The sequence below is a fragment of the Sneathiella sedimenti genome, assembly GCF_017313765.1.
In the GTDB taxonomy this organism is placed as follows: domain Bacteria; phylum Pseudomonadota; class Alphaproteobacteria; order Sneathiellales; family Sneathiellaceae; genus Sneathiella; species Sneathiella sedimenti.
Window position 1 is genome coordinate 694948 of record NZ_JAFLNC010000001.1, and the last position, 22605, is coordinate 717552.

Annotated in this window: 18 protein-coding genes; 13 read left to right on the plus strand and 5 right to left on the minus strand. The window is 54.5% G+C overall.

The annotated features are described in order from the left end of the window. Positions 1-7: 7 nt before the first annotated feature. A complete protein-coding gene (gene hemC / locus J0X12_RS03340) occupies positions 8-949 on the minus strand; it encodes a hydroxymethylbilane synthase (RefSeq protein WP_207042228.1) in 942 nt (313 codons plus the stop codon). A 67-nt stretch (positions 950-1016) separates the two neighbouring features. Here hemC and tsaD point away from each other — a divergent pair, with 67 nt between their 5' ends. The 8 genes from tsaD to J0X12_RS03380 all read left to right on the plus strand — a co-directional run bounded on the left by tsaD (position 1017) and on the right by J0X12_RS03380 (position 8747). Continuing rightward, a complete protein-coding gene (gene tsaD / locus J0X12_RS03345) occupies positions 1017-2087 on the plus strand; it encodes a tRNA (adenosine(37)-N6)-threonylcarbamoyltransferase complex transferase subunit TsaD (protein ID WP_207042230.1) in 1071 nt (356 codons plus the stop codon). 22 nt (positions 2088-2109) lie between these two features. Further along, a complete protein-coding gene (rpiA, locus tag J0X12_RS03350; protein ID WP_207042237.1) occupies positions 2110-2805 on the plus strand; it encodes a ribose-5-phosphate isomerase RpiA in 696 nt (231 codons plus the stop codon). 108 nt (positions 2806-2913) lie between these two features. Continuing rightward, positions 2914-3915 carry an NAD(P)H-dependent glycerol-3-phosphate dehydrogenase gene (locus J0X12_RS03355; protein ID WP_207042240.1) on the plus strand — a complete coding sequence of 334 codons (1002 nt, stop codon included), beginning with the start codon at positions 2914-2916 and terminating at the stop codon, positions 3913-3915. A 21-nt stretch (positions 3916-3936) separates the two neighbouring features. Further along, entirely contained in the window at positions 3937-4224 is a 288-nt protein-coding gene (locus J0X12_RS03360) for a YciI family protein (protein ID WP_207042242.1), read from the plus strand. Positions 4225-4309: 85 nt separating this feature from the next. Continuing rightward, the gene (locus J0X12_RS03365; protein WP_207042252.1) at positions 4310-5470 is read left to right on the plus strand and encodes an acyl-CoA dehydrogenase family protein; all 1161 of its coding nucleotides are present in this window, start codon (positions 4310-4312) and stop codon (positions 5468-5470) included. Positions 5471-5490: 20 nt separating this feature from the next. Beyond that, the gene (locus tag J0X12_RS03370; RefSeq protein ID WP_207042254.1) at positions 5491-5904 is read left to right on the plus strand and encodes an EVE domain-containing protein; all 414 of its coding nucleotides are present in this window, start codon (positions 5491-5493) and stop codon (positions 5902-5904) included. Positions 5905-5998: 94 nt separating this feature from the next. Beyond that, the gene (locus tag J0X12_RS03375; protein WP_207042256.1) at positions 5999-7747 is read left to right on the plus strand and encodes a tryptophan halogenase family protein; all 1749 of its coding nucleotides are present in this window, start codon (positions 5999-6001) and stop codon (positions 7745-7747) included. A gap of 85 nt (positions 7748-7832) precedes the next feature. Continuing rightward, positions 7833-8747, plus strand: coding sequence for a DMT family transporter (locus tag J0X12_RS03380; protein WP_207042258.1), 915 nt, complete (start codon positions 7833-7835; stop codon positions 8745-8747). 12 nt (positions 8748-8759) lie between these two features. On the opposite strand, the gene J0X12_RS03385 is transcribed toward J0X12_RS03380, so the two are convergent. Further along, a complete protein-coding gene (locus tag J0X12_RS03385) occupies positions 8760-8918 on the minus strand; it encodes a succinate dehydrogenase assembly factor 4 (protein ID WP_207042261.1) in 159 nt (52 codons plus the stop codon). Positions 8919-9026: 108 nt separating this feature from the next. Between J0X12_RS03385 and J0X12_RS03390 the strand changes: the two genes are divergently transcribed. The 3 genes from J0X12_RS03390 (at position 9027) to J0X12_RS03400 (ending at position 12704) form a co-directional block, all read left to right on the plus strand. After that, positions 9027-10313: an RsmB/NOP family class I SAM-dependent RNA methyltransferase gene (locus J0X12_RS03390; RefSeq protein ID WP_207042263.1), complete on the plus strand. Its 1287-nt coding sequence runs from the start codon at positions 9027-9029 to the stop codon at positions 10311-10313. A 76-nt stretch (positions 10314-10389) separates the two neighbouring features. Then, entirely contained in the window at positions 10390-11055 is a 666-nt protein-coding gene (rpe, locus tag J0X12_RS03395) for a ribulose-phosphate 3-epimerase (protein WP_207042264.1), read from the plus strand. Next, positions 11052-12704, plus strand: coding sequence for a heparinase II/III family protein (locus J0X12_RS03400; protein WP_207042274.1), 1653 nt, complete (start codon positions 11052-11054; stop codon positions 12702-12704). The genes rpe and J0X12_RS03400 overlap by 4 nt, the downstream gene beginning before the upstream one ends. Before the next feature lie 3 nt (positions 12705-12707). Here the strand turns inward: J0X12_RS03400 and J0X12_RS03405 are convergent, their stop codons facing one another. After that, a complete protein-coding gene (locus J0X12_RS03405) occupies positions 12708-14018 on the minus strand; it encodes a nucleotide sugar dehydrogenase (protein ID WP_207042281.1) in 1311 nt (436 codons plus the stop codon). 157 nt (positions 14019-14175) lie between these two features. Here J0X12_RS03405 and purH point away from each other — a divergent pair, with 157 nt between their 5' ends. Together purH and J0X12_RS03415 are read left to right on the plus strand one after the other, a co-directional pair. Further along, on the plus strand, positions 14176-15774 hold the full coding sequence (gene purH, locus J0X12_RS03410; protein WP_207042282.1) for a bifunctional phosphoribosylaminoimidazolecarboxamide formyltransferase/IMP cyclohydrolase: 1599 nt from the start codon (positions 14176-14178) through the stop codon (positions 15772-15774). A gap of 25 nt (positions 15775-15799) precedes the next feature. After that, on the plus strand, positions 15800-16114 hold the full coding sequence (locus J0X12_RS03415) for a YbjQ family protein (RefSeq protein ID WP_207042283.1): 315 nt from the start codon (positions 15800-15802) through the stop codon (positions 16112-16114). A 3-nt stretch (positions 16115-16117) separates the two neighbouring features. Here the strand turns inward: J0X12_RS03415 and J0X12_RS03420 are convergent, their stop codons facing one another. Together J0X12_RS03420 and J0X12_RS03425 are read right to left on the minus strand one after the other, a co-directional pair. After that, the gene (locus J0X12_RS03420) at positions 16118-17476 is read right to left on the minus strand and encodes an MFS transporter (RefSeq protein WP_207042284.1); all 1359 of its coding nucleotides are present in this window, start codon (positions 17474-17476) and stop codon (positions 16118-16120) included. 65 nt (positions 17477-17541) lie between these two features. Next, positions 17542-22377, minus strand: coding sequence for an NAD-glutamate dehydrogenase (locus J0X12_RS03425; RefSeq protein ID WP_207042285.1), 4836 nt, complete (start codon positions 22375-22377; stop codon positions 17542-17544). Positions 22378-22605: the final 228 nt, after the last annotated feature.

A 22605-nucleotide genomic window follows, 5' to 3' on the forward strand; every position in this document is an offset into this window, starting at 1 on the left:
GTTCAGTTTACAACCCAAAAGACAAATTGGCACCCTTTGCCTGATTCTTTAGATTATGGCCAATATCCTGGCCAAGTCTAACGGCATCAGCGATATCTCCCCGCCCGCTGGCATCCAGCCGGATAGAGCCATCCTCCGCAAGGAGGCTTGCCTGTAAATAAAGACTGTTCCCGTCTACAAGTTCCGCATAGCCTGCAATAGGCGTGTGACAGGAACCGTCAAGCACCTCCAGCATGGCGCGTTCACAGTAAATTCGGGACCGACTGACCGAATCATTGATCGGCGCGAGCAAAGTGGCCACCTCCTCAGCCGTCTCCCGACGTTCAATCCCGATCGCACCTTGTGCCACGGCAGGCAACATATCTTCCACATTGAGAAGTTCCGTGATGACGCTCTCGTTGCCAAGCCGCTTGAGACCTGCCAGCGCCAGCATGGTGGCCTCTGCCTGACCTTCCGCAAGCTTGCGAAGTCGCGTCTGGACGCTGCCGCGGAAAATACCCACCCGAAGGTCGGGGCGCCGGTTAAGAACCTGCGCCTGACGGCGAAGGCTGGATGTGCCAACGAGCGCTCCCGCCGGCAACTCGGCGAGGCTCCTACCGGTCGCGGAAATAAAAGCGTCACGCGCATCTTCACGTGGCAGGATGCAATCAATAACAAGGCCTGCTGGCAGCCGCGTCTCCATGTCTTTCATGGAATGCACGGCGAAATCTATCTTGTTTGCGAGCAAAGCTTCTTCGATCTCTTTAACGAATAATCCTTTGCCCCCGACTTCCCTGAGCGCGCGATCCTGAATCTGATCCCCCGTCGTCTTGATGACTACGATCTCCAGCTGCGCCGGATCAAGGGCGTCCTTGTGCGCCTCTAAAAGCCGCGTGCGTGTCTCCTCGGCCTGCGCGAGTGCAAGAGGGCTTCCCCGGGTTCCAATCCTGTATTTTTTGACAAAGGTCATGTTGCGGGATATTCCGTCAGATGTTAGAGCCATATGCAATTTTGCACCGCCTTGTAATAGATAACAAATGCCAAACAAACAAGTCATCGTCCTCGGGCTGGAGAGCAGCTGCGACGAAACAGCGGCCGCGGTCGTGACAGGGGAGAAGGAAATTCTCTCTAATGTCGTGCTGTCGCAGAACGACGCCCATGCCCCCTTTGGCGGCGTTGTGCCAGAAATTGCTGCGCGCGCTCATGTAACGGAAATGGACAGGTTGGTCGATCAGGCAATGACGGAGGCCGGGGTGTCCTATTCAGACCTGTCCGCCGTGGCCGCAACGGCCGGGCCGGGCCTTATTGGCGGCGTTCTTGTCGGGCTGATGACGGCAAAGGCAATCGCCTCGGTCGCTGGCGTGCCGCTGATCGGTGTCAATCACCTGGAGGGCCATGCGTTGACAGCGCGGCTTACGGACGATGTCGCGTTTCCCTATCTCCTTTTACTGGTTTCCGGCGGGCATTCGCAAGTGCTGGTGGTCGAAGGCGTGGGACAATACCGTCGCCTCGGCACTACCATTGACGATGCGGTCGGTGAGGCCTTTGATAAAACCGCGAAGATGCTGGGACTTGGTTTCCCCGGCGGCCCGGCTGTTGAAAAGGCTGCGGCATCTGGAAATCCAGATCGATTCGACTTTCCCCGGCCCATGAAAGGACGTGAAGGATGTAATTTTTCCTTCTCCGGACTTAAGACGGCGGTTCGACAGGCACGCGAAAAACTGGGGGAAGAGGCGGGCGAAACGGATATCGCCGATCTCGCCGCCAGCTTTCAGAAGGCTGCTGTGGAAAGCCTGATGGATCGCGTAGCCAAGGCTCTTGACCTCTTCGTTGAGGATCACGGCAATGGCGGGACGCTGGTCGTCGCGGGCGGGGTTGCCGCCAATCAATATTTGAAAGGCGCGTTGGAACGGCTCGCACATGACAAGGGCATACAGTTGAAAGTACCCCCGCCGAGACTTTGCACCGATAACGGCGCGATGATTGCCTGGGCGGGTATCGAGCGTTTGAAAGCCGGATTTACGGATGGTCTGGACCTCATGGCCCGCGCCCGATGGCCGCTGGATCCCGATGCAGAACCCGCACCCTTTGCAGGCTATAAAGCCTAAAACACAAAACTGGAATTTTAGAATGACTGAAGACGAACAGAAACAGGCCGCCGCAGAAAAAGCCGTTGAATATATCAAGGATGGCATGGTCGTCGGCCTCGGCACAGGATCCTGCGCGGCAAAGATGGTCGACCTCGTGGGCGCAATGGTTGCAAAGGGTTTGAAGATCACTGGCGTACCGACTTCGGAAGCAACAACCGCTCAGGCGCGTAGCCTTGGTATTCCTGTCGTTGGTCTTGACGAGGTAAACGTCATTGATCTCACAATTGACGGCACCGATGAAGTGGATCCGCAAGGACGCCTGATCAAGGGTGGCGGCGGTGCGCATCTTAGGGAGAAGATTGTCGCCTCCCTCTCAGACAGGATGGTTGTGATCGCCGAAGCCAAAAAGAAAGTCGCACAACTCGGCGCTTTCAAGTTGCCGGTAGAGGTGATCCGCTTTGCCGCGCCCGCATTGCAACCACGGCTCGAAGCGCTCGGCTCGACCCCAACACTCCGCCTCGCAAAAGACGGCACTCCCTTCACTACGGATGAAGGCAACTACATCTATGATTGCGATTTTGGAAAAATTGACGAGCCAGAAGATCTGGCCCTGACCCTCAGTACGATGCCGGGCGTAGTCGAGCACGGCCTGTTTATCGGTTTCGCCGATATAGTCCTCATCGGAACGGATGCAGGCGTTGAGGTCATCGAGATCGCGGGCGAGCCGTCCAGTTGACAATGGCAGGCTTCGGCCAAAGACCGCTATTCAGCACTTCTTGTTGCGTGCGGTTCATGTTAATCAATCCCTATCTTGAATGCTGACATGTCAGGACATGCTGGGTAGATGACTAAGGTAAGTGTTATTGGCGCGGGCGCGTGGGGTACGGCGTTGGCGATAGTCGCCAGGAAGGGCGGCAATGATGTGCAGCTCTGGACGCGGCACCCAGACCATGCAGATGCGCTCAATCGGGAAAAAACCAACCGGAAGTATCTTGAAAATGTCCCGCTTACGCCCGGTATAGTGGCAACTAGCGATCTCGCCCGGACCGGGGATGCGGATATCCTCCTGCTGGTCGTACCGGCCCAACAGGTCCGTGGAATCCTGACACAGCTCAAGCCGTCGCTGGCGCGCGAGACAGTCCTAGTCATGTGCGCCAAGGGGATTGAGCAGGACAGCGGACGCCTGATGAGCGAGGTGATACAGGATGTAACCCCCGACAATCCTCTCGCGATCCTGTCCGGGCCCAATTTCGCAAAGGAAATTGCGGTTGGGCTACCCGCTGCAGCCACCCTTGCGATCAGTGACAGAGAGATCGGCGAAAACCTGGTCAAGGCAATCGGCCTGCCGACTTTTCGACCCTATCTTACCGATGATATTGTTGGCGCCCAGATCGGCGGGGCAGTGAAGAATGTGCTGGCCATTGCCTGTGGCGTCGTCTCCGGCGGCAAGCTCGGTGAAAATGCCCGCGCCGCCCTGATCACGCGCGGCATGGCGGAAATATTGCGGCTGGGTGAAAAGCTGGGCGCGCGCGCCGAAACACTGATGGGGCTCTCCGGCCTTGGCGACCTGGTATTGACCTGCAGCTCCCCCGCCTCCCGAAACTTTTCCCTCGGGGCTGCCCTCGGCCAGGGCGATATCCTTGGCGAGATATTACAACAGCGCACTGCCGTGACCGAAGGTGTTTACACCGCCTCTGCCATTTGCCGCCTCGCAGAAAAATTCAATATCGAAATGCCGATTTGCTGTGCGGTTGACGAAATTCTTAATGGAGGCGTTGCCGTCTCCAGCGCAGTTGAAGAATTACTGGCCCGACCGTTCAGGGACGAGCGGCTTGCGGGCTTTTAGAAACTATAGAAGGAGAAAATAATGCTGTTCATTGCCCATTGCACGGATAAGGCTGACCATTTGCAGGTCCGTCTCGATACCCGGCCAGATCATCTGGAGTTTCTCAAGGCGAAAGGCGACGCCCTAAAAATTGCAGGACCTACATTGGACGCGGACGGGGAAACGCCGAATGGCAGCTTGCTGATATTCGAGGATAAAGACCTGGAAGCAGCAAAAGCATGGGCAGCAAGCGACCCTTACGCCGCCGCAGGGCTTTTTGAGAATGTGACTGTAAAGCCTTGGAAACACGCAATCGGCGGTGGTCTTTAATCACCATAGCGATGATTGCGTTCCACAATATATTATGATGTAGTGGCCACCATGAATAATAATAAAAAACCAAAAAGGTGGTCACATGCAGTTTTCAGAAGAGCATATCGCGCTCAAAAATACCGTCACCCGGATAATTGACGAGCATATAAATCCGAACGTCGATGCATGGGAGAAAGAGGGGATGTTCCCTGCCCATGAGGTCATGAAACGCATGGCGGACGCGGGATTACTCGGCATCGGAAAGCCTGTTCAGTATGGCGGACTGGATCTTGATTTCTCCTATGAAATGGTCTTCGCAGAAGCCCTTGGCAGTATCCGCGCGAACGGCGTTTCCACGTCTATCGGTGTGCAGACCACCATGTGCACTCCCGCCCTCACCCAATTTGGAAGTGAGGAGTTGAAACAGGAATTCCTGATACCGACTATCGCAGGCGATTTGGTCGGCTGTATCGGCGTGAGCGAGGAATCGGCCGGTTCGGATGTCGCCAATACCCGTACCTTCGCGAAACGAGACGGAGACGACTACATTATCAACGGCTCGAAAATGTGGATCACGAATGGGGTACAAGGCGACTGGATCTGTCTTTTGGTAAATACCTCACAGGAAGGCGGACCGCATCGCAACAAATCCTTGATTATCGTCCCGCTTAAAACGAAAGGTGTTTCCGTCGCTCGCAAACTCGATAAGCTCGGGTTACATTGCTCCGACACGGCGCAGCTGTTCTTCGATGATGTCCGCGTACCTGCCCGCAATCTGATCGGCGAGGAGAACAAGGGCTTTACCTACCAGATGCAGCAATTCCAGGAAGAACGGCTGTTCGTTGCGGCGCGGGCCCTTCGCGGTATGGAGATGGCAATCGAAGATACGATCGAGTATACGGGCCAGCGAAAGGCCTTCAACGGCACCATCCTCGATAACCAGGTCGTTTATCACAAGATGGCGGAGATGCAGAGCGAGATTGAAGCAGCCCGGGCATTGCTGTACCGGACAACCGAGCAATATGTCTCGGGAGAGGATGTTACCAAACTAGCCTCCATGACCAAATTCATGATGGGAACACTTGCCAATAAAATCCCAAGCGCCTGCTTGCAATATTGGGGCGGACAAGGCTTTATGTCGGAGAACTGGATTTCCCGTGCCTATCGGGATCTGCGTCTGACCGGTATCGGTGGCGGTGCCAACGAGATTATGCTCGAAATTATCGCTAAACAGATGGGAATCCATCCGGGAAAAAGAAACTAACTGCCGTCAAAGGAGAGTTAATGAAATACTGGCTTGTAAAATCGGAACCGGGAACCTGGTCCTGGCAGGACCAACTTGACGCTGGAGAAGAGGGTACCTTCTGGGACGGGGTGCGGAATTATCAAGCGTCGAACAACATGAAGGAAATGAAATTCGGCGATCAGTGCTTCTTTTATCATTCAGTGAAGGAAAAGCAGATTGTCGGCATCGTCGAGGTGATCAAGGAATATTATCCCGATCACACGGACGAGAAGGGTCGTTTCGGCATGGTGGATGTCAAGGCGGTCAAATCCATGCCAACGCCAGTAACGCTCGCGGATATCAAGGCGGAGCCGCGTCTGGAGAATCTCGCACTGGTCCGCCAGAGCCGCCTTTCCGTGGTTCCGGTGGATGAACCATCCTGGAATCTGATCTGCAAGATGGGCGGCCTCTAACCAGTCATCCATTCCGGCTTTTCCCCGTCGCGCTTGACGGAGCTATGGGCAACCCATAGTATTTTCCAAGCATAATCGCGCGGGGGGAGCTGGGATGGACAACCAGATCAACGAAGTTACGATAGTTGGCGGAGGGACAGCGGGATGGCTGACGGCCGCATTTCTCGTCCGCTTCATGAACCTGCGGAACAAAGATAATCCTACTAAAGTCACCCTGATTGAATCTCCGAACGTGCCTACCATCGGTGTCGGCGAGGCCACGGTACCGACAATGCCGGCCTTGCTGAAAAGCCTTGGAATTTCGGAGAAAGAGTTTTTTATTCGGTGTAATGCCTCCTTCAAGCTTGGGGTGCGATTTACTAACTGGAACCATGATGACAAGGGACGTGCAACGTCCTTTATACACCCGTTCGAAGCCATCCGGACACAACTCGGCGGCCAAAATCCTGCTTATCATTTCCATAAATATGGCGGCCCGCAAGGTCGCAAAAACCTTGATGATTGCATGGCGTTCTGCGGTTCCGCCATCAGGGCAAAGCTGGGTCCTAAATTGCTCACACATGGCGATTACGAATCCAAACTGAATTATGCCTATCATCTCGATGCCGGTAAGTTTGCAGAGTTCCTGCGCGAGGTTTCAATTGAACGCGGTGTCAATCATGTACTCGATGATGTCGAGGAGGTGGAACAGGACGAACGGGGATTTATTTCTGCCCTCAAGTTGCAGCGGCAGGGTCGTCGTCCCGTCGAGCTGGTCATTGATTGCACTGGATTCAAAGGCGTTATCATCAACAAGGTGCTGGGCGTTCCCTTCCGGGATTACAGCAAGTATCTCCTGAACAACCGGGCACTGGCGGTCCAGATTCCGCATCAGGATGTCCGGCAGATCGAACCCTGCACAAATTCAACCGCGCTCGGGGCAGGCTGGGTCTGGCGGGTCCCGCTCTATAACCGGATTGGGACAGGCTACGTCTTCTCTAGTCATTTCCGCACCGATGACGAGGCGCGTGAGGAGTTTCTCAACCATCTAGGCGATGAAGTCAAAGACGCCGACCCTCGCGTCATCCCGATCCGTATTGGCCGCATGGAACGGGCCTGGGAGAAAAACTGTATCGCGATTGGTCTTTCCGCCGGCTTTATAGAACCGCTTGAATCAACGGCGATCTATATGATCGATAATTTTGTAAAGCTTCTTTTGCTCAATTTCCCCGACAAAAGCTTCGCACCCGTCCTCGCCAAGCGATTCAATGAGACGACCGAGAAGATGATGCAGACTATCCGTGACTTCATCATCCTGCATTACTGCACTAACAACCGGGAAGACAGCGACTATTGGCGAACCGCACGGGAGGAAATGGTAATCCCCGACAGCCTCAAGGACCTGCTCGAGGAATACCGCCATACCCTGCCAATCAATACGGATTTCGACGGCGTTTATTTGTTCAATTATTTCAGCTATAACGTGGTCCTCTTCGCAAAAGGTTATCTGAAGGACGTTCAGTACCCTGCGGAAAGGTTTATCGCCCGCGAAGACTGGGACAAACGCATGGCAGAATTTATCCGTTACGAACAAAAGGAACTCGCCGGGCTGCCAAATCACTATGAGTTGCTTCGGAAAATACGCGGCGAGGACGATATACCGGCCCAGCATAGTGGTGCTTCCTTCGGCGGATTTAATGCTGCGGCGTTCGGCGCTCAACCAGGCGGCATTCAAATTCCGCAAGCGACGGTGCAGATTGGCGCGGGCCAGATAAAGCCAAGTATCAAGTTTGCCCTGAAGAAAGACAAAAAGCAGGAGACAGAAGTAGATCAGGACGATCTCTCCGGCTCACATATCCTCTAGAAAACAAGCCCTCTTAAAAGCGGTTGGCGATCGCAACCTTATCGCTTAAGGTCGATCTCCATCCTTGGTATTCACCGGAAGTCACATGCCCCCAACAGAACCCATGGCGAACCAGGCCTCGAACATGCGCGCCTATCTGCTTTTGACCTTGACGACGACATGTTGGGGGATGAACGCCGTATTGGGTCGGCTCGCCGTTGGGGAGATTTCCCCAATGATGCTGGTCTGCATGCGCTGGCTCCTTGTGGTCCTAATTCTGTCCCTGGTCTCATATCGCCATCTTCGGAACGACTGGGCTGTCATCAAGAAATACATCGGTTATATGCTGGCAATGGGCGCATTCGGCTTTACTGGCTTCAATATGCTGTTCTACCTTGCCGCCCATTCGACAACCGCCGTGAATATCGGCATTCTGCAGGGATCCATCCCCGTTTTTGTCCTGATCGGGGCTTTTCTGGTGTTTCGGACCCGAGTCTCACTTTTGCAGTCTGTTGGGGTATCCGTCACAATCATCGGCGTGGGGATTGTTGCATCTGGAGGCTCTTTCGCACGTCTGGCAACCTTTGAGATCAATCAGGGCGATGCCCTGATGCTTCTCGCCTGTGTTTTATATTCGGGCTACACCGTAGCACTCCGTTACCGGCCCGAAATCTCGGCGCTGTCCTTCCTTACAGTAATGGCGACCTCAGCATTTTTAACGTCCATTCCCTTTGTCTGGATTGAAATGGGGCTCGATCACTTTCTCGCCCCGACATTTGAAGGATGGATAATCGTTGCTGTCGCATCATTCTTTCCATCCATCATTGCCCAGATTTCCTTCATTGCCGGCGTAAGAATCCTGGGGCCCGGGCGGGCCGGTATATTTGTCAATCTGGTGCCGATCTTTGCGTCAATTTTCGCCGTTACATTCCTTAATGAACCGTTCGAGCTCTTTCATGGCGCAGCGCTTGCGCTTGTATTATTTGGAATCTGGCTGTCGGAAAAAGGGAAGCCCGCCTGACAGGCGCCGCATTTAGAAATCGCTGACGATACCCTTACGCTCCCAATCACCATAGCGCGTCGGCTCCAGCCCGGACGGTCCGCCGATTTCTCCCTTTGCCTGTTTCTGCTTGATGGCAGGATCTTTCTTGTCTTTCTTTTCAAGATCGCGATCTGTCTTTTTCTCGGTCATTTGGGTCTATCGTCCGGTTGTAGGGTGGCACTAAAATAGATTTGCTTACCTTTTAGTATTTCGGAACCATCTATAGACCGCAAGGCAATTTTCAGCTAGAAGCCGCAGATGACAACACCATCAGCCAATTCACGCGCCGCCTCTGTCCGGCTCCTCTCTCGCGTGCTTCAAAAGCAGCAACCACTGGAAGAGGCGCTCGATCCCGTATTGCGCGGATTTCCACCCCGTGACAGGGCACTGGCCCGGGCCATCACGTCAACGGCACTCCGCCATCTTGGTGTGATCGACGCGCTGATAGATAAAATGCTGGATCGGCCTTTGCCTGAAAAAGCACAGGATGTCCGTCATATATTACGGATCGGCATCACGCAGATTCTCTATTTGAACATCCCGTCCCATGCGGCTGTCCATGATACGGTCGCCCTCGTGCCGGACCGCAGCAAACACAAGGGGTTGGTAAATGCACTCCTCCGCCGGATTGACCGGCAGGGCGAAAAGCTGCTTTCAAAAATCGATATTCCGCGGACCAACACGCCAAGCTGGCTTTGGCAGTCATGGACAGGCCATTATGGCGAGGAAGCCACAAGGCGGATTGCCGAAGCACACCTGACCGAAGCTGCACTTGATATATCCGTCAAAAGCAATCCGGAAAAATGGGCTGCGGACCTCGATGCGGAAGTGTTGCCGACGGGCACGCTCCGGCGAGCAACGATAACCTCTCTGGCCGACCTTCCGGGTTTTGATGAGGGAGAATGGTGGGTCCAGGATGCGTCGGCGGCATTGCCCGCAGCGCTTCTTGGCGATGTTACCGGGAAACTAATCGTCGATCTATGCGCGGCGCCGGGAGGCAAAACTGCACAACTTGCCGCGGCAGGCGCGGAAGTCATCGCCCTTGACCGCTCCAAAAATCGTCTGAAGCGGCTTGAAGAGAATATGGCGCGGCTGCGCCTGCCCGTTACAGTCAAAGTGGGCGACGCCGAAAATTTTGCGCCCGAGCGGCAGCCGGACGGCATTCTACTCGATGCACCCTGCTCCAGTACCGGTACGCTCCGCCGTCACCCTGATGTTGCCTATCTCAAATCCCAGGCGGATGTTGACAAGCTGAGCCAGTTACAGGCCCGCCTGCTGGACAGCGCGGCGCAAGCGCTAAAACCCGGAGGTCTGCTGGTTTATAGTGTCTGTTCCTTGCAACCAGAAGAGGGAGAGGCACAGATCGCGGCTCTGCTTAGCCGGAACCCGGCTCTGAAGCGGGAACCAGTCCAGGCGAATGAGATCGGCGGCGTCGGCGATCTTCTAAACCCCGAGGGTGATCTTCGCTCCCTGCCATTTCATCTTGGCGGCATGGATGGGTTTTATGCAGCGCGTCTTCGCAAAATATCTACGCCCTCCGCTTGAGCGCCCTATTTTGTCGTGGTAAACACTAGTTTAACTGGCGCCACTGAAAAAGAAATTTTGGTTTGAAGGACCCCCTATGCGTAAACCGGTCAGAATTGCCCCCTCCATCCTAGCCGCCGATTTTGCAAAGCTCGGCGAGGAAGTCAGCAATGTAGCGCGAGCAGGGGCGGATTTTATCCACGTAGATGTCATGGATGGTCATTTCGTGCCGAATATCAGCTTTGGCCCGGCGGCAACCAAATCCGTGCGCGGCTATACGGATATACCCTTCGACTGCCATCTGATGATTACACCGGTCGATCCGTTCATCGCCGAATTTGTTGACGCGGGCGCGAATATCATCACCCTGCATCAGGAAGCAGGCCCGCATCTTCATCGCAGCCTGCAACTGATCAAATCCCACGGCATCAAGGCTGGTGTCTCGCTGAACCCCTCCACCCCGGCTTCAACGCTGGAACATGTTTTGGATGAGGTGGACCTAATTCTGGTCATGAGTGTCAATCCCGGGTTCGGTGGACAGAAGTTCATACCTTCCCAGCTTGAAAAAATCCGCACCATTCGCGAAATGATCGATGCTTCGGGCCGGGATATCGATCTTGAGGTCGATGGCGGGATCAATGCCGAGACCGCCCCAAAGGTGATCGAAGCGGGCGCGGATCTTTTGGTCGCAGGTAGTGCCGTCTTCAAGGGCGGGCCGGAACAATATGCCGCTAACATCAACGCGGTGCTGGGTCGGACATGAGCAAAGCGGCGATAACGCCTGCGAAAGGAGGCTTACCGTCGCGGCGACTTATTTCCGATGTGATTTATGCAAGCGGCGCCTATCAGGCCCTGCTGAAAAGCCGGGTGCCGAAGCGCCTCACCCATTCACCCATTGATATTTTCCCCGGCAACGGAGAACGTGCCGACAATATTTATCAGGGACATTTCGAATTTGCAGGCTTTAGTCTCGAACAAAGCAATCAGGAGCCGTGGGATGCCGAAGGGATGCCCCTCGCCTGGCATAAGGAGCTGCACGAATTCGCCTGGCTTCGCGATTTTTCTGCAAATGGCACAGAGGCAGCGCGGCGTCATTCCCGCGCGCTAATTCTTTCCTGGATCGAAAAATTCGATGCCTATCGGCCCTATGTCTGGGATGAATTTGTGATCGCGCGGCGCCTCGTTGCCTGGTTCTGCTACAGTCGTTTCCTTCTCGAAAAAGAGGAAAGCGAGTTCAATTTCAGATTTCTACGCTCGCTGCGCCGTCAATATGTCCATTTAAGCCGTATCACGAAAAACAAGGAGTTGGGTGTAGACCGGGTGACGAGCTGGCAGGCCTTGTTGTATGGCGCGCTCTCCTTTCCAGATATGGGAAAAAACAGCGGAAAGTATCTTGCCTCCCTCGAGACTGAGCTCAACCGCGTCGTTCTGGCAGACGGCTGTCATATTTCCCGCAACCCGGAACGTCATCTGTTGCTGCTTGGTGATCTTATCGGTATCCGCAATACATTGATGGCAGCGAACGAGATGGTGCCTGTCGCGATCAACAACGCCATAGACCGGCTCGCACCGGCAATCCGGTTTTTCCAGCATGGCGACGGTCGGCTCGCGCTCTTTAATGGTGGTCTCAAGCTGCCGGAAGGCTATTGCGACAATATTCTCTCCCTCTCGGATGCGACGGGACGCGCACCACAGCGCTTTCCGCAGGGCGGGTTCGAACGGATGAAGGCGGGCCGCGCCCTGCTTATTCTCGAAAGTGGCGAGGGGGGCCGTCGTACGGACGAATTATCCCATGCCGGATTAATGGGTTTCGAGTTCAGTTATGGGCGGGAACGGCTGATCGTGAACTGCGGGGGCGTAAGTGATCCCGAATCTGCCTGGGGCAAGGCCCTCGCGGCGACGGCCGCGCACTCTACTCTCGGGTTTGACAATATCAATGCTGTTTTCCCGCCGCGCAATACATCGGTTGAGGAACAGAGCAAAGTGATCCGTAATGAGGACGACGGGAATATCTGGCTCGATCTTGAAAGCAATGGCTATCTCGAGACAGTCGGCGTACTCCATCGGCGACGCCTCTATCTCGATGCCAGCGGCCTTGCCTTACGCGGCGAAGACCAGATCATCCCAGAAAGAATGCCGCCTTCGGGCCGGTCACACTTCAGCCTGCGGTTTCATCTGCACCCGGATCTGAGCATTTCCCGGAGCGCCAGCGGAAAGAATATCCTAATCCGCACAGCGAGCGGGACGGGATGGAAGTTTCTGACCGCCGCCCCACGGCTTTCACTGGAAGAAAGCGTCTATTGCAGCGAGCTGGGAGAGCGCCGCCATAATCAGCAGATTGTCATCACAGGCCAGCTCATTGATCAGGAACCGATCCTGATCAAGTGGGCACTGACTCGTCTTTCAGACTAAGAGTTAAAGCTGCCAGCGCTTGATTTTCGGGGAAAATTCCGTATTGCGCCAGATCCCCTTTACATCAGCAAGCAGGCCTTCTCCTCCTATCATCTCCTCTAGTGCCGCAGGAGAAAGGTCTCGATAGACTGAATGGGCAACCGCACACACAATGGAATCATAACCGCTCAGGTCGGAGAGGCTCTCGATGAGGTCAATTCCCAGAAACTGCTGCGCCTCGTCTTTGTCGGCTAGCGGATCATGCACATCAACCTCATGGCCATGTTCGCGCAGCACGCTGATGATATCGACAACCTTTGTATTACGAAGGTCCGGAACATTCTCCTTGAAGGTCACGCCGAGAACAAGAATCTTGCTTTTTCCATTTAGATTTTCATGGACACTGTCAGCGATGAACTTGCCCATATTCTCATTGATCCGGCGACCGGTCAAAATCAGGTCCGCGAAATGACCGACTTCATTGGCCCGATGCGCAAGATAGAAAGGATCAACACCAATGCAATGCCCCCCGACAAGACCCGGTGTGAAATTCAGGAAATTCCATTTCGTGCCCGCCGTTTCCAGAACATCATAGGCGGAAATGCCAAGCTTCTGAAAAATCATCGTCGCTTCATTGACGAAGGCGATATTGATGTCACGCTGTGCGTTCTCGATTACCTTCGCCGCCTCGGCGGTCTTGATATTGCGGGCGCGATAGGTTCCGCCAGTCGTCGCCTTGCCATAAACGTCAGCGAGAATGTCGGTCACTTGCTCGGTCTGGCCGGAAACGACCTTGATGATCTTGTCCACCGTATGAACTTTATCACCGGGGTTGATCCTTTCCGGCGAATAGCCGAGATAGAAATCCACGCCCGATGTCATCCCCGAGGTTTCCTCCAGGATCGGGCCGCAGACATCTTCGGTCACGCCCGGGTAAACCGTGCTTTCAACGACAACGATCGCGCCCTTTTTCAAAACCGGGCCGACCGCCTTGCACGCGCCTTTCAACGGCTCAAGATCCGGCTTGTCCTCTTCATCGACCGGTGTCGGTACAGTCACGATATGGATATCGGCATCGCGCGTATCATTGATGTCCGTTGTGAAGCGCACACTGCTGGCCCGCAGGGCCGGGGTATCGATCTCCATCGTCCGATCATGACCATGGCGAAGCTCCTTGACCCGACCTTCATTGACATCGAAACCGATCACGTCAAAGCTTCTCGCCAGCGCAACAGCAAGAGGAAGTCCGACATAACCGAGACCCACAATCGAAATTTTGGTTTTGCCGCTAACCTTGTCATGCTCTTTAAGAGCCGCCGGTGTTGAATTCGCCATAGGATATTTTGTCCTGTAAAAATTACGTCCGTTGTTGGTAACGCCGGGATATTAGTTTGTCCAAGTTTTTTTTTCGTTAAAAGGTTCCGCTAATTCGCCTTGCGTGCTATAGGGCGCTTACTCCCGCAACACCTGTTTCAGAGGATATATTCCGTCGATGTCCCGCACCGATCTGCAACCCGTTTCCCGCGCCCTTATTTCCGTTTCTGATAAATCCGGCCTAATCGATCTTGGTAAGGCGCTGGCTGCGCTGGATGTAGAGATTCTCTCCACTGGCGGTAGCGCCAAGATGCTTATGGAAGCAGGGATAAAGGTGACAGAAGTCGCTGACCACACCGGCTTTCCCGAAATGATGGACGGCCGGGTCAAGACACTGCATCCATCAATTCATGGCGGCATTCTTGCACTTCGTGACAACACCGATCATGTAAAAGCGATGACGGATCACGATATCGGTGGTATCGACTTGGTCGTGGTCAATCTCTACCCGTTCGAGGAAACGGTTGCCAAGGGTGCGGATTTCCATACCTGCATCGAGAATATCGATATTGGCGGACCCGCAATGATCCGATCCGCCGCCAAGAACTATGGCTTCGTCAATGTCGTCGTCGATACGAGGGACTATCAGACGGTCGTTGACGAACTTAACGAGACCGGCGGCAAGACGAGCCTTGAGCTTCGCAAGAAGCTTGCCGCAAAGGCCTATGCACGTACCGGTGCCTATGACGCCGCCATCTCCGACTGGTATGCCGCGCAATTGGGCGAGACCTATCCGGATCGCCTGGTCCTTGCCGGATCGCGCCAGCAGCTTCTCCGTTATGGAGAGAACCCCCACCAGTCCGCGGCGTTTTATGCGAATGACGAGAAACGCGTTGGCGTTGCAACGGCGGTTCAGGTGCAGGGGAAAGAACTTTCCTACAACAATTTCAATGATACGGATGCCGCGTTCGAGCTGGTCGCTGAATTCGACCCGAAAGTGAGTGGTCCGGCCTGCGCCATCATCAAGCATGCCAATCCTTGCGGTGTTGCCACGGCGCCAACCCTCGCAGATGCCTATAGAACTGCCTTCGCCTGCGATACCACCTCGGCTTTCGGCGGGATTATCGCCCTCAACCAGACGCTGGATGCGGCGACCGCCGAGGAAATCGTGAAAATCTTTACAGAAGTAATCATTGCGCCGGACGCGGATGATGCCGCGAAAGCGATCATCGCGGCGAAAAAAAACCTGCGTCTGCTGCTGACCGGGGGCCTGCCCGATCCGAGCGTTCCAGGACGGCTCGTGAAATCACTGGCGAGTGGTTATCTCATCCAGGATCGCGACAATGCCCTGACTGCCTCCCCCGAGCTTAAAGTTGTCACCAAGCGGGCCCCGAGCGATCAGGAAATGAAAGATCTCAAATTCGCCTTCACCGTCGCAAAACATGTGAAATCGAACGCCATTGTCTATGTCCGAAATGGTGCCACAGTGGGCGTCGGCGCCGGGCAGATGAGCCGGGTAGATTCATCCAAGATTGCTGCGGCCAAATCACTTGAAGCCGCGCAAAATGCCGGAGAGACCACCGCCTGGGCCAAGGGCTCGGTCGTCGCGTCGGACGCCTTCTTCCCCTTCGCGGACGGTCTGCTCGCCGCAGCGGAAGCAGGGGCAACCGCGGTGATCCAGCCCGGTGGTTCCATGCGCGACGATGAAGTCATTGCTGCCGCTGATGACGCCGGGCTTGCCATGGTCTTTACCGGCATGCGACATTTCCGCCATTGATATTTCAAGTGAGAGGAGCGCGGCGATGATTATTACCACTACCGGGTCTGTTGAGGGACATTCCATTGCGTCCTATCTGGGCGTAGTTGGCGGCGAGGCTGTCATGGGGTCCAACTTTATCCGCGATTTCTTCGCGCGGGTAACTGATACACTGGGCGGGAGGTCCGATGCCTACCAGAAGGAAATTCGCAACGCCCGCGCACACGCGCTTTCAGATATGAAGGAAGAAGCCGCCGATATCGGCGCCGACGCCATCGTCGGGATCAGCGTAGATGTCGAGGTTATCGGCGACAGCATGTTGATGGTCACAGTCGCGGGTACCGCGGTCAAGCTCGCCTAATGCCTAGTCGTGCGCTGGTTCGCGCACGAAACTCATCAGCGCCGCCCCGATCATCAATAAGGTGAAAATGACGATCATCGCCGGGCGTTGCTGCCCGGTCAGCGAGGTAACAATCCCGATCAGGAGCGGTGCCAAAAATGCCGTTGCCTTCCCTGACAATGCAAACAGCCCGAAAAACTCGCCGGCCTTTTCCGGCGGTGCCATGCGGGCAATCAGGGTCCGGCTGGCGGCCTGCGCCGGTCCGAAGAAAAACCCCATGATAAACGCGAAAACCAAAAAGACCATCTCTGCAGGGCTGGCGAATAATGCCCCCCCTTCAACCGGCATGGCAGCAGGAAGCCCGAACAGGACCTGACCGTTGCTGATCGACAGCACACCTACAGACGCGAAGGCGAGCCCCAGAACGGAAATAACAATTGTCGGCTTAGAACCAAGTCTGTCATCCAGGGCTCCGCCAATAAAGCACCCGGCAATGGCAAAGAAATTGATCAGGATGCCGAAAATACCAAGTTCTGTTGTCCCCCACTTAAAGAGTCCCGCCGCGTAAATGCCGGAGAAACCGATGAGGGCAAGAATGCCGTCATTATAAAACATTCGGGCGATCAGGAAGTAAACAATGTTGCGATAGTCCTTCAGGGATCGCAGCGTTACCATCAGTGCCGACAAGCCCTGCCGCACCGCCGCAGTCTTCGATATGCCGCTTGCTGCCCGGTCCGGCGTGAACAGCAGCATCGGAATTATGAAGACCAGCAGCCAGATGGCGGACATCGGGCCAGTTATGCGGTCCGGTTCATGCAATTCCTTGCTGAGGCCTAAGAGGGGAACTTCCGGCATAGAGAACCCGAACAGCACAATAAACAGCGCGATGAGCCCCCCAATATAGCCCAGACCCCAGCCAAAACCACTGAGGCGACCCATTCGCTGGGGTGACACAAGCGTCGGCAACATGGCGTTGTTAAAGACGATGCTGAACTCGACACCGATCGTGCCGATGACAATGCCCGCCAATATCCAGAATATGCCGCCCTGCATACCCGGCACTGCCCACCAGAGAGAGAAGGCTCCAATCGCGCAGAGGATGGAAAAAAACAGGATCCAGGGCTTTCGGGCGCCACCAGCGTCGGCAATGGAGCCGAAAACCGGACTCAATATCGCAATCAACGCACCCGCTATGGCCTGGGTATACCCCCAATAGGCTTGCCCTTCCGCCGGGCTTGACGCCACGAAGGAGGTAAAATAGGGCGCGAAAATAAAAGTCGTCACCACGGTGAAGAACGGCTGGTTCGCCCAGTCGAACAAGGCCCAGGAAAACTTACCGAGCTTTCCGGTCTCTTGCGGCATCCCCTCGCTGATTGCGCTCATGCCTTCCCCCTCATCTTTCACCCTGTAGATGTCGTCAAGCTACGACAACGAGGCGGAATAGACAATCACGTAATCATGGATCGAAACTGCTGAATGGCGAAAACAAGCTTCGAAATATCCAGGCCGCCGGTCGATTTCAGTTCTTTTATTAGTTCAGCGGTACGCTTGATTGCCAGTTGATTGTTTTTACTCCAAAAATCAAATGCCTCCCGCCCCTTATAACCGTTTGAACCGGCAAAGACCGAGGTGGTAATCGCCCGCTGCTGACCATAAAGATCATCGATGATCGCCGTGATCGCGAGCCGGTCCCAATTGTCTCCGGGCTCGATCGACTCTGAGGCGCTGCGCAGCCAATCGAGGTGAAGCTCCGCCCCAACAGCAAAATATACCTCGCCAACCTCCGTGATTTTCTGGCCGCACACTTTGCCGGCCTGAATGACATCAAGGGAGGAGCGCAACGGACCGAGTGCCGCCACCCGCCGCGCCAGCGGTTCAGGCACCCCGTCAGCGACAAGCTCTTTGGTACGGGAAACGAAACGGTTCTTGCCCTCCTCACTCAACAAGCCTTCCAGGCCTTGTTCAAGCTTGCGCATGTCGGTGGCCAGCGCCTTGACCTCGTCGGCGATATTGTCGCCTTGTGAGAGATGCCGCAGGCACCAGAGCGTCGCCCGCCGGGCAAGTTTCTGAATAACATCGATCATCCGGCCCTGGACATCCGTACTGACCTTGTTGTCCAGCGCCTCAATCCCGGACCAGATCTTTTCAAGATCGAAAACCGCGCAGACGATGGCGAACGCCCGCGCCACATCCTGCGCCTCGCAACCCTGTTCTTCCCGCATCTGGAACACAAATGTGGGTCCGCCCCGGTTGATCAGCTGATTCACAATGATGGTGGTGATGATTTCCCGACGTAGCCGATGTCCTGCCACATATGCCGCATGCTTGACGCGCAGTTGCGGCGGAAAATACTGGGCCAGCCAGATATCATAATAAGGATCATCGGGCAGGATCGTCTCCAGGATATCCTCATAGAGCGTCATCTTCGCGTATGCCAGGACTACCGATATCTCTGGCCGGGTAAGGCCAATATTGGCCGCCTGACGTCGGGCAATCTCCTCGTCATCCGGGAGGTTTTCTACAGCCCGGTTCAGCCGGTTCTTTTTTTCAAGATCACGCATGAAAAGAACATTGTCGGTGAAATTATCGGCACTTTGCCGTTCGGCCGTGGTCAACGCCTGTGTTTGCAGGTAGTTATCTATCAGGACATGCTCCGCGACATCATCCGTCATTTCGACGAGCAGACGATCACGCTGCTTTTCCGTCATTTCCCCATCGTCGAGAACAGCCCGCAGCAGGATCTTGATATTCACTTCATGGTCCGAGCAGTCAACACCCGCGGAGTTATCGATAGCGTCTGTATTCAACCGGCCGCCGTTCAGTGCATATTCGATACGGCCCAGCTGGGTTACCCCGAGATTTCCGCCTTCGCCAATGACCTTTGCGCGCACTTCCTTGCCATTTACGCGAATGGCGTCGTTGGCGCGATCGCCCACCTCGCCATTGCTTTGGTGCGTGGCCTTGATATAGGTGCCAATCCCGCCGAACCACAACAAATCAACCTTCATCTTCAAAATGGAGGTAATCAACTCATTCGGCGTGACGGTGTCCCCCTTGATATCGAGAAGCTTCTTGATCTCCGGCGTGAGGGAAACGGACTTTGCTTTCCGGTCAAAGATGCCGCCCCCCGCAGAGATCAGTTTTGGGTTGTAATCCTCCCAGGAGGAGCGGGGCAGTGCGAATATCCGTTCTCGCTCCTTATAGCTTTTGGCGGTGTCCGGCGTCGGGTCGATAAATATATTGCGATGATCGAAGGCCGCGACAAGCCGGATTTTCTTCGATAGCAACATACCATTGCCAAAGACATCCCCGGACATGTCGCCAATGCCCGCAACATCGAATTCCTGGCTTTGGGTGTCGATCCCCATTTCGCGGAAATGACGTTTTACGGACTCCCAGGCGCCGCGTGCGGTAATGCCCATTTTCTTGTGATCATATCCCGCTGCACCGCCGGAGGCGAAAGCGTCCCCAAGCCAGAAACCATAGGAGATGGCCACAGCATTTGCGATATCCGAGAAAGTCGCTGTCCCCTTGTCCGCCGCGACGACAAGATAGGGATCATCGCCATCATGCCGGACGACATTTTTCGGCGGCACCACTTCGCTACCAACGTAGTTATCCGTGATATCCAGCAAGCCGGAAATGAAAATCTTGTAGCAGTTGATACCTTCGGCAAGATACTCTTCGCGCGATCCCGCCGACGGCAGGTTCTTGGGATAAAAGCCACCCTTCGAACCGACCGGCACAATTACCGTGTTCTTTACCATCTGGGCCTTCATCAGGCCAAGAACTTCTGTTCTGAAATCCTCTCTCCGGTCTGACCAGCGCAACCCGCCACGGGCCACCTTGCCGCCGCGCAGATGCACACCTTCCACCCGTGGACTGTAAACAAATATCTCGACAAACGGTCGTGGCAGCGGGAGTTCCTCCAGCTTCTGACTATCGAGCTTGAATGAATAATAGGGCTTTTCCTGCTCATCCAGACGGTTCTGGAAAACGTTTGTTCGCAGGGTATTGACGATCAGGTTGACGAAACGGCGCAGGATCCTGTCTTCATCCAGGCTAGAAACCTCATCAAGCAGTTGCCAAATCTCATCGACGATGCGGACGACATTTTCATCACGGTTATCCTCTTGTGCAGGATTGCATCGGGCGTGGAACAGCTCGATCAACCGTCGGGAAATCTTCGGGTTACCCGACAGCGTATTCATCATATAGGTCTGGCTGAAGGTGATGCCAGCCTGACGCAGGTATTTTGCGTATGCGCGGAGGACGACTACACTAGACCAGTCCAGTCCCGCCCGCATCACCAGCCGGTTGAAGCCGTCATTCTCCATATTGCCGGTCCAGACACGGCGGAAGGTTTCTTCAAACTTCGCTTTCAGGTCATGCAGATCCAGGGCGTAGCCGCCAGGCTCAATCAGTTCGAAATCATGAATCCAGACCTTACCATTGAGATCCTCCGACGCGACGAGATAGGGATTCTCGGAAAGGACCTTCAATCCCATGTTCTCAAGCATCGGCAGGCAATCGGACAGTGTCAAAGGGGTCTCGCGGCTATATACCTTGAACCGGACCTTGTTTTCCGGATCTTCAACCCAGCGATAGAGATTGAGACCCAGTTCCTTTGACCTGAAAACCGCTTCTATCTTTTCAATGTCGTAAAGCGCGAGGTCCGCATTAAAGCGTTCCTTGTAGCCGGCAGGAAATGCATTGCCGTAGCGCGTCCGCAGATGCAGGCCTTTTTCCTCGCCCCATTTTTCAAGCAGCGCATCCATGAGGTCATCCGCCCAGTCGCGGGAGGCCTCAATCAGCCGCCGCTCCAGATCCTCTTCATCGACAACCGGCTTATGCTTGCTTTTAAGGGCGATGATATAGTGAATCCGTGCGAGCAGATCGTCGCCGACAAGCGCGTAATGGGAGGATAGCGACCCGTTATGTTCTTCGGCGAGCAATTCGCCAAACTTCCGGCGGAGGTCCGTATTGAATTTTTCCCGCGGGATATAAATGATGGCCGAGACAAACCGCTCAAACCGGTCGCGTCGCAACAAGACACCAATGCGTGGACGTTCCTGCAATGACTTGATCTTGGTTGCATTTTCGAACAGGTCCTCGACCGAAATCTGGAACAGTTCATCCCGTGGATAGCTCTCCAGTATATGGGTGAAAGCTTTTTCATCATGGCTGTTTTTCGGAAAATCAGCCACTTCCAGAGTCTGGTTCACCTTTCGGCGCAAATAAGGAATATCCCGGGGAATCCGGTTATAGGCAGCCGACGTGAATAGGCCCGTAAAGCGGTGTTCCCCGATGACCTCGCCTTTGTCATTGAATTTTTTCACCCCCACATAGTCAAGGTGGACCGCCCGATGTACGGTGGAACGGACATTGGCCTTGGTGACGATGATCAGTTCACGGCGGCGCAGAAAATCTTTTACTTCCGGTGACATTTCCGTCCCGCCGGACATGATCCTGCGCGTGGGATCACGCAGGATTCCAAGCCCGGATCCATCTACCAGTTTCCATTTATCTGACCGGCCCTTGCCTTCGTCAGCAAATTCAAACTCCCGGTAACCCAGAAAAGTAAAATGATTGTCCGACATCCAGTGCAGCAGGGCCAGGGCTTCATCAATTTCTTCTTTGGGCAGCGGTGGCGGGTTCTTCTTCAAGTTGGCGCTAATCGAATCCACATGGGCCAGGATCGGCTTCCAATCGGCAACCGATACGCGGACATCAGCGAGGGTCTCCAGAAGTCCGTTTTCAATTTCAGAAAGCACTTTCGGATCTGATTGCTCATCAATCTCGAAGTGCATGATGCTTTCACGAATGTTCTTTTGCTTACCCTTTGGCTCACCCGCATAGGTGCGAATACGGTTTCCGTCCCTGTCACGCTCCACATAGACGACCGGGTGGATAACCTGGTGAACGTTGAGACCACGGCGGTTCAATGCCGCCGTAACACTGTCGACAAGAAAGGGCATGTCGTCATTGACGATTTCAATCACGGAATGGGTGGTCTTCCACCCATGCTCTTCTATATCGGGCGTGAAAACCCGGACTTTTGCCGTTCCCGGCACCCTGACGGATGCAAACTTGTACAGCGAGACACCTGAGCCATAGAGATGTTCCGGTGGGGTCCCGAGAAGGTCTTCTGGCGCCGGACGCTCATAGAAGAGGCGCACGAAATTTACAGCATCTTCCGCTGTCTTCTTGTCCAGCCGGCTCTCAACTATTGCGAGAACTTTTTCTATATGCTCTGATTTGAGCTCTTGCGCCTTTGTGACCATTTCCTGAATCCCACTTCTTCAGATATTGCGGTTACTTTAACAGAGTGTGACAATATACGCTTAAGTTATCTCCTAAGAGTTAATTTGAAAAGAATTATAGCTGAATAAATTTTGTATTTTTTTCAATACGTTATTTGAACTATGTCCTTAATTTTTCATGCCAGGGTTTGCCGTTCCCACACGGTTAAGGCAATCGTGCATCAAGCGTTATTTATGGAAAGGGTATCA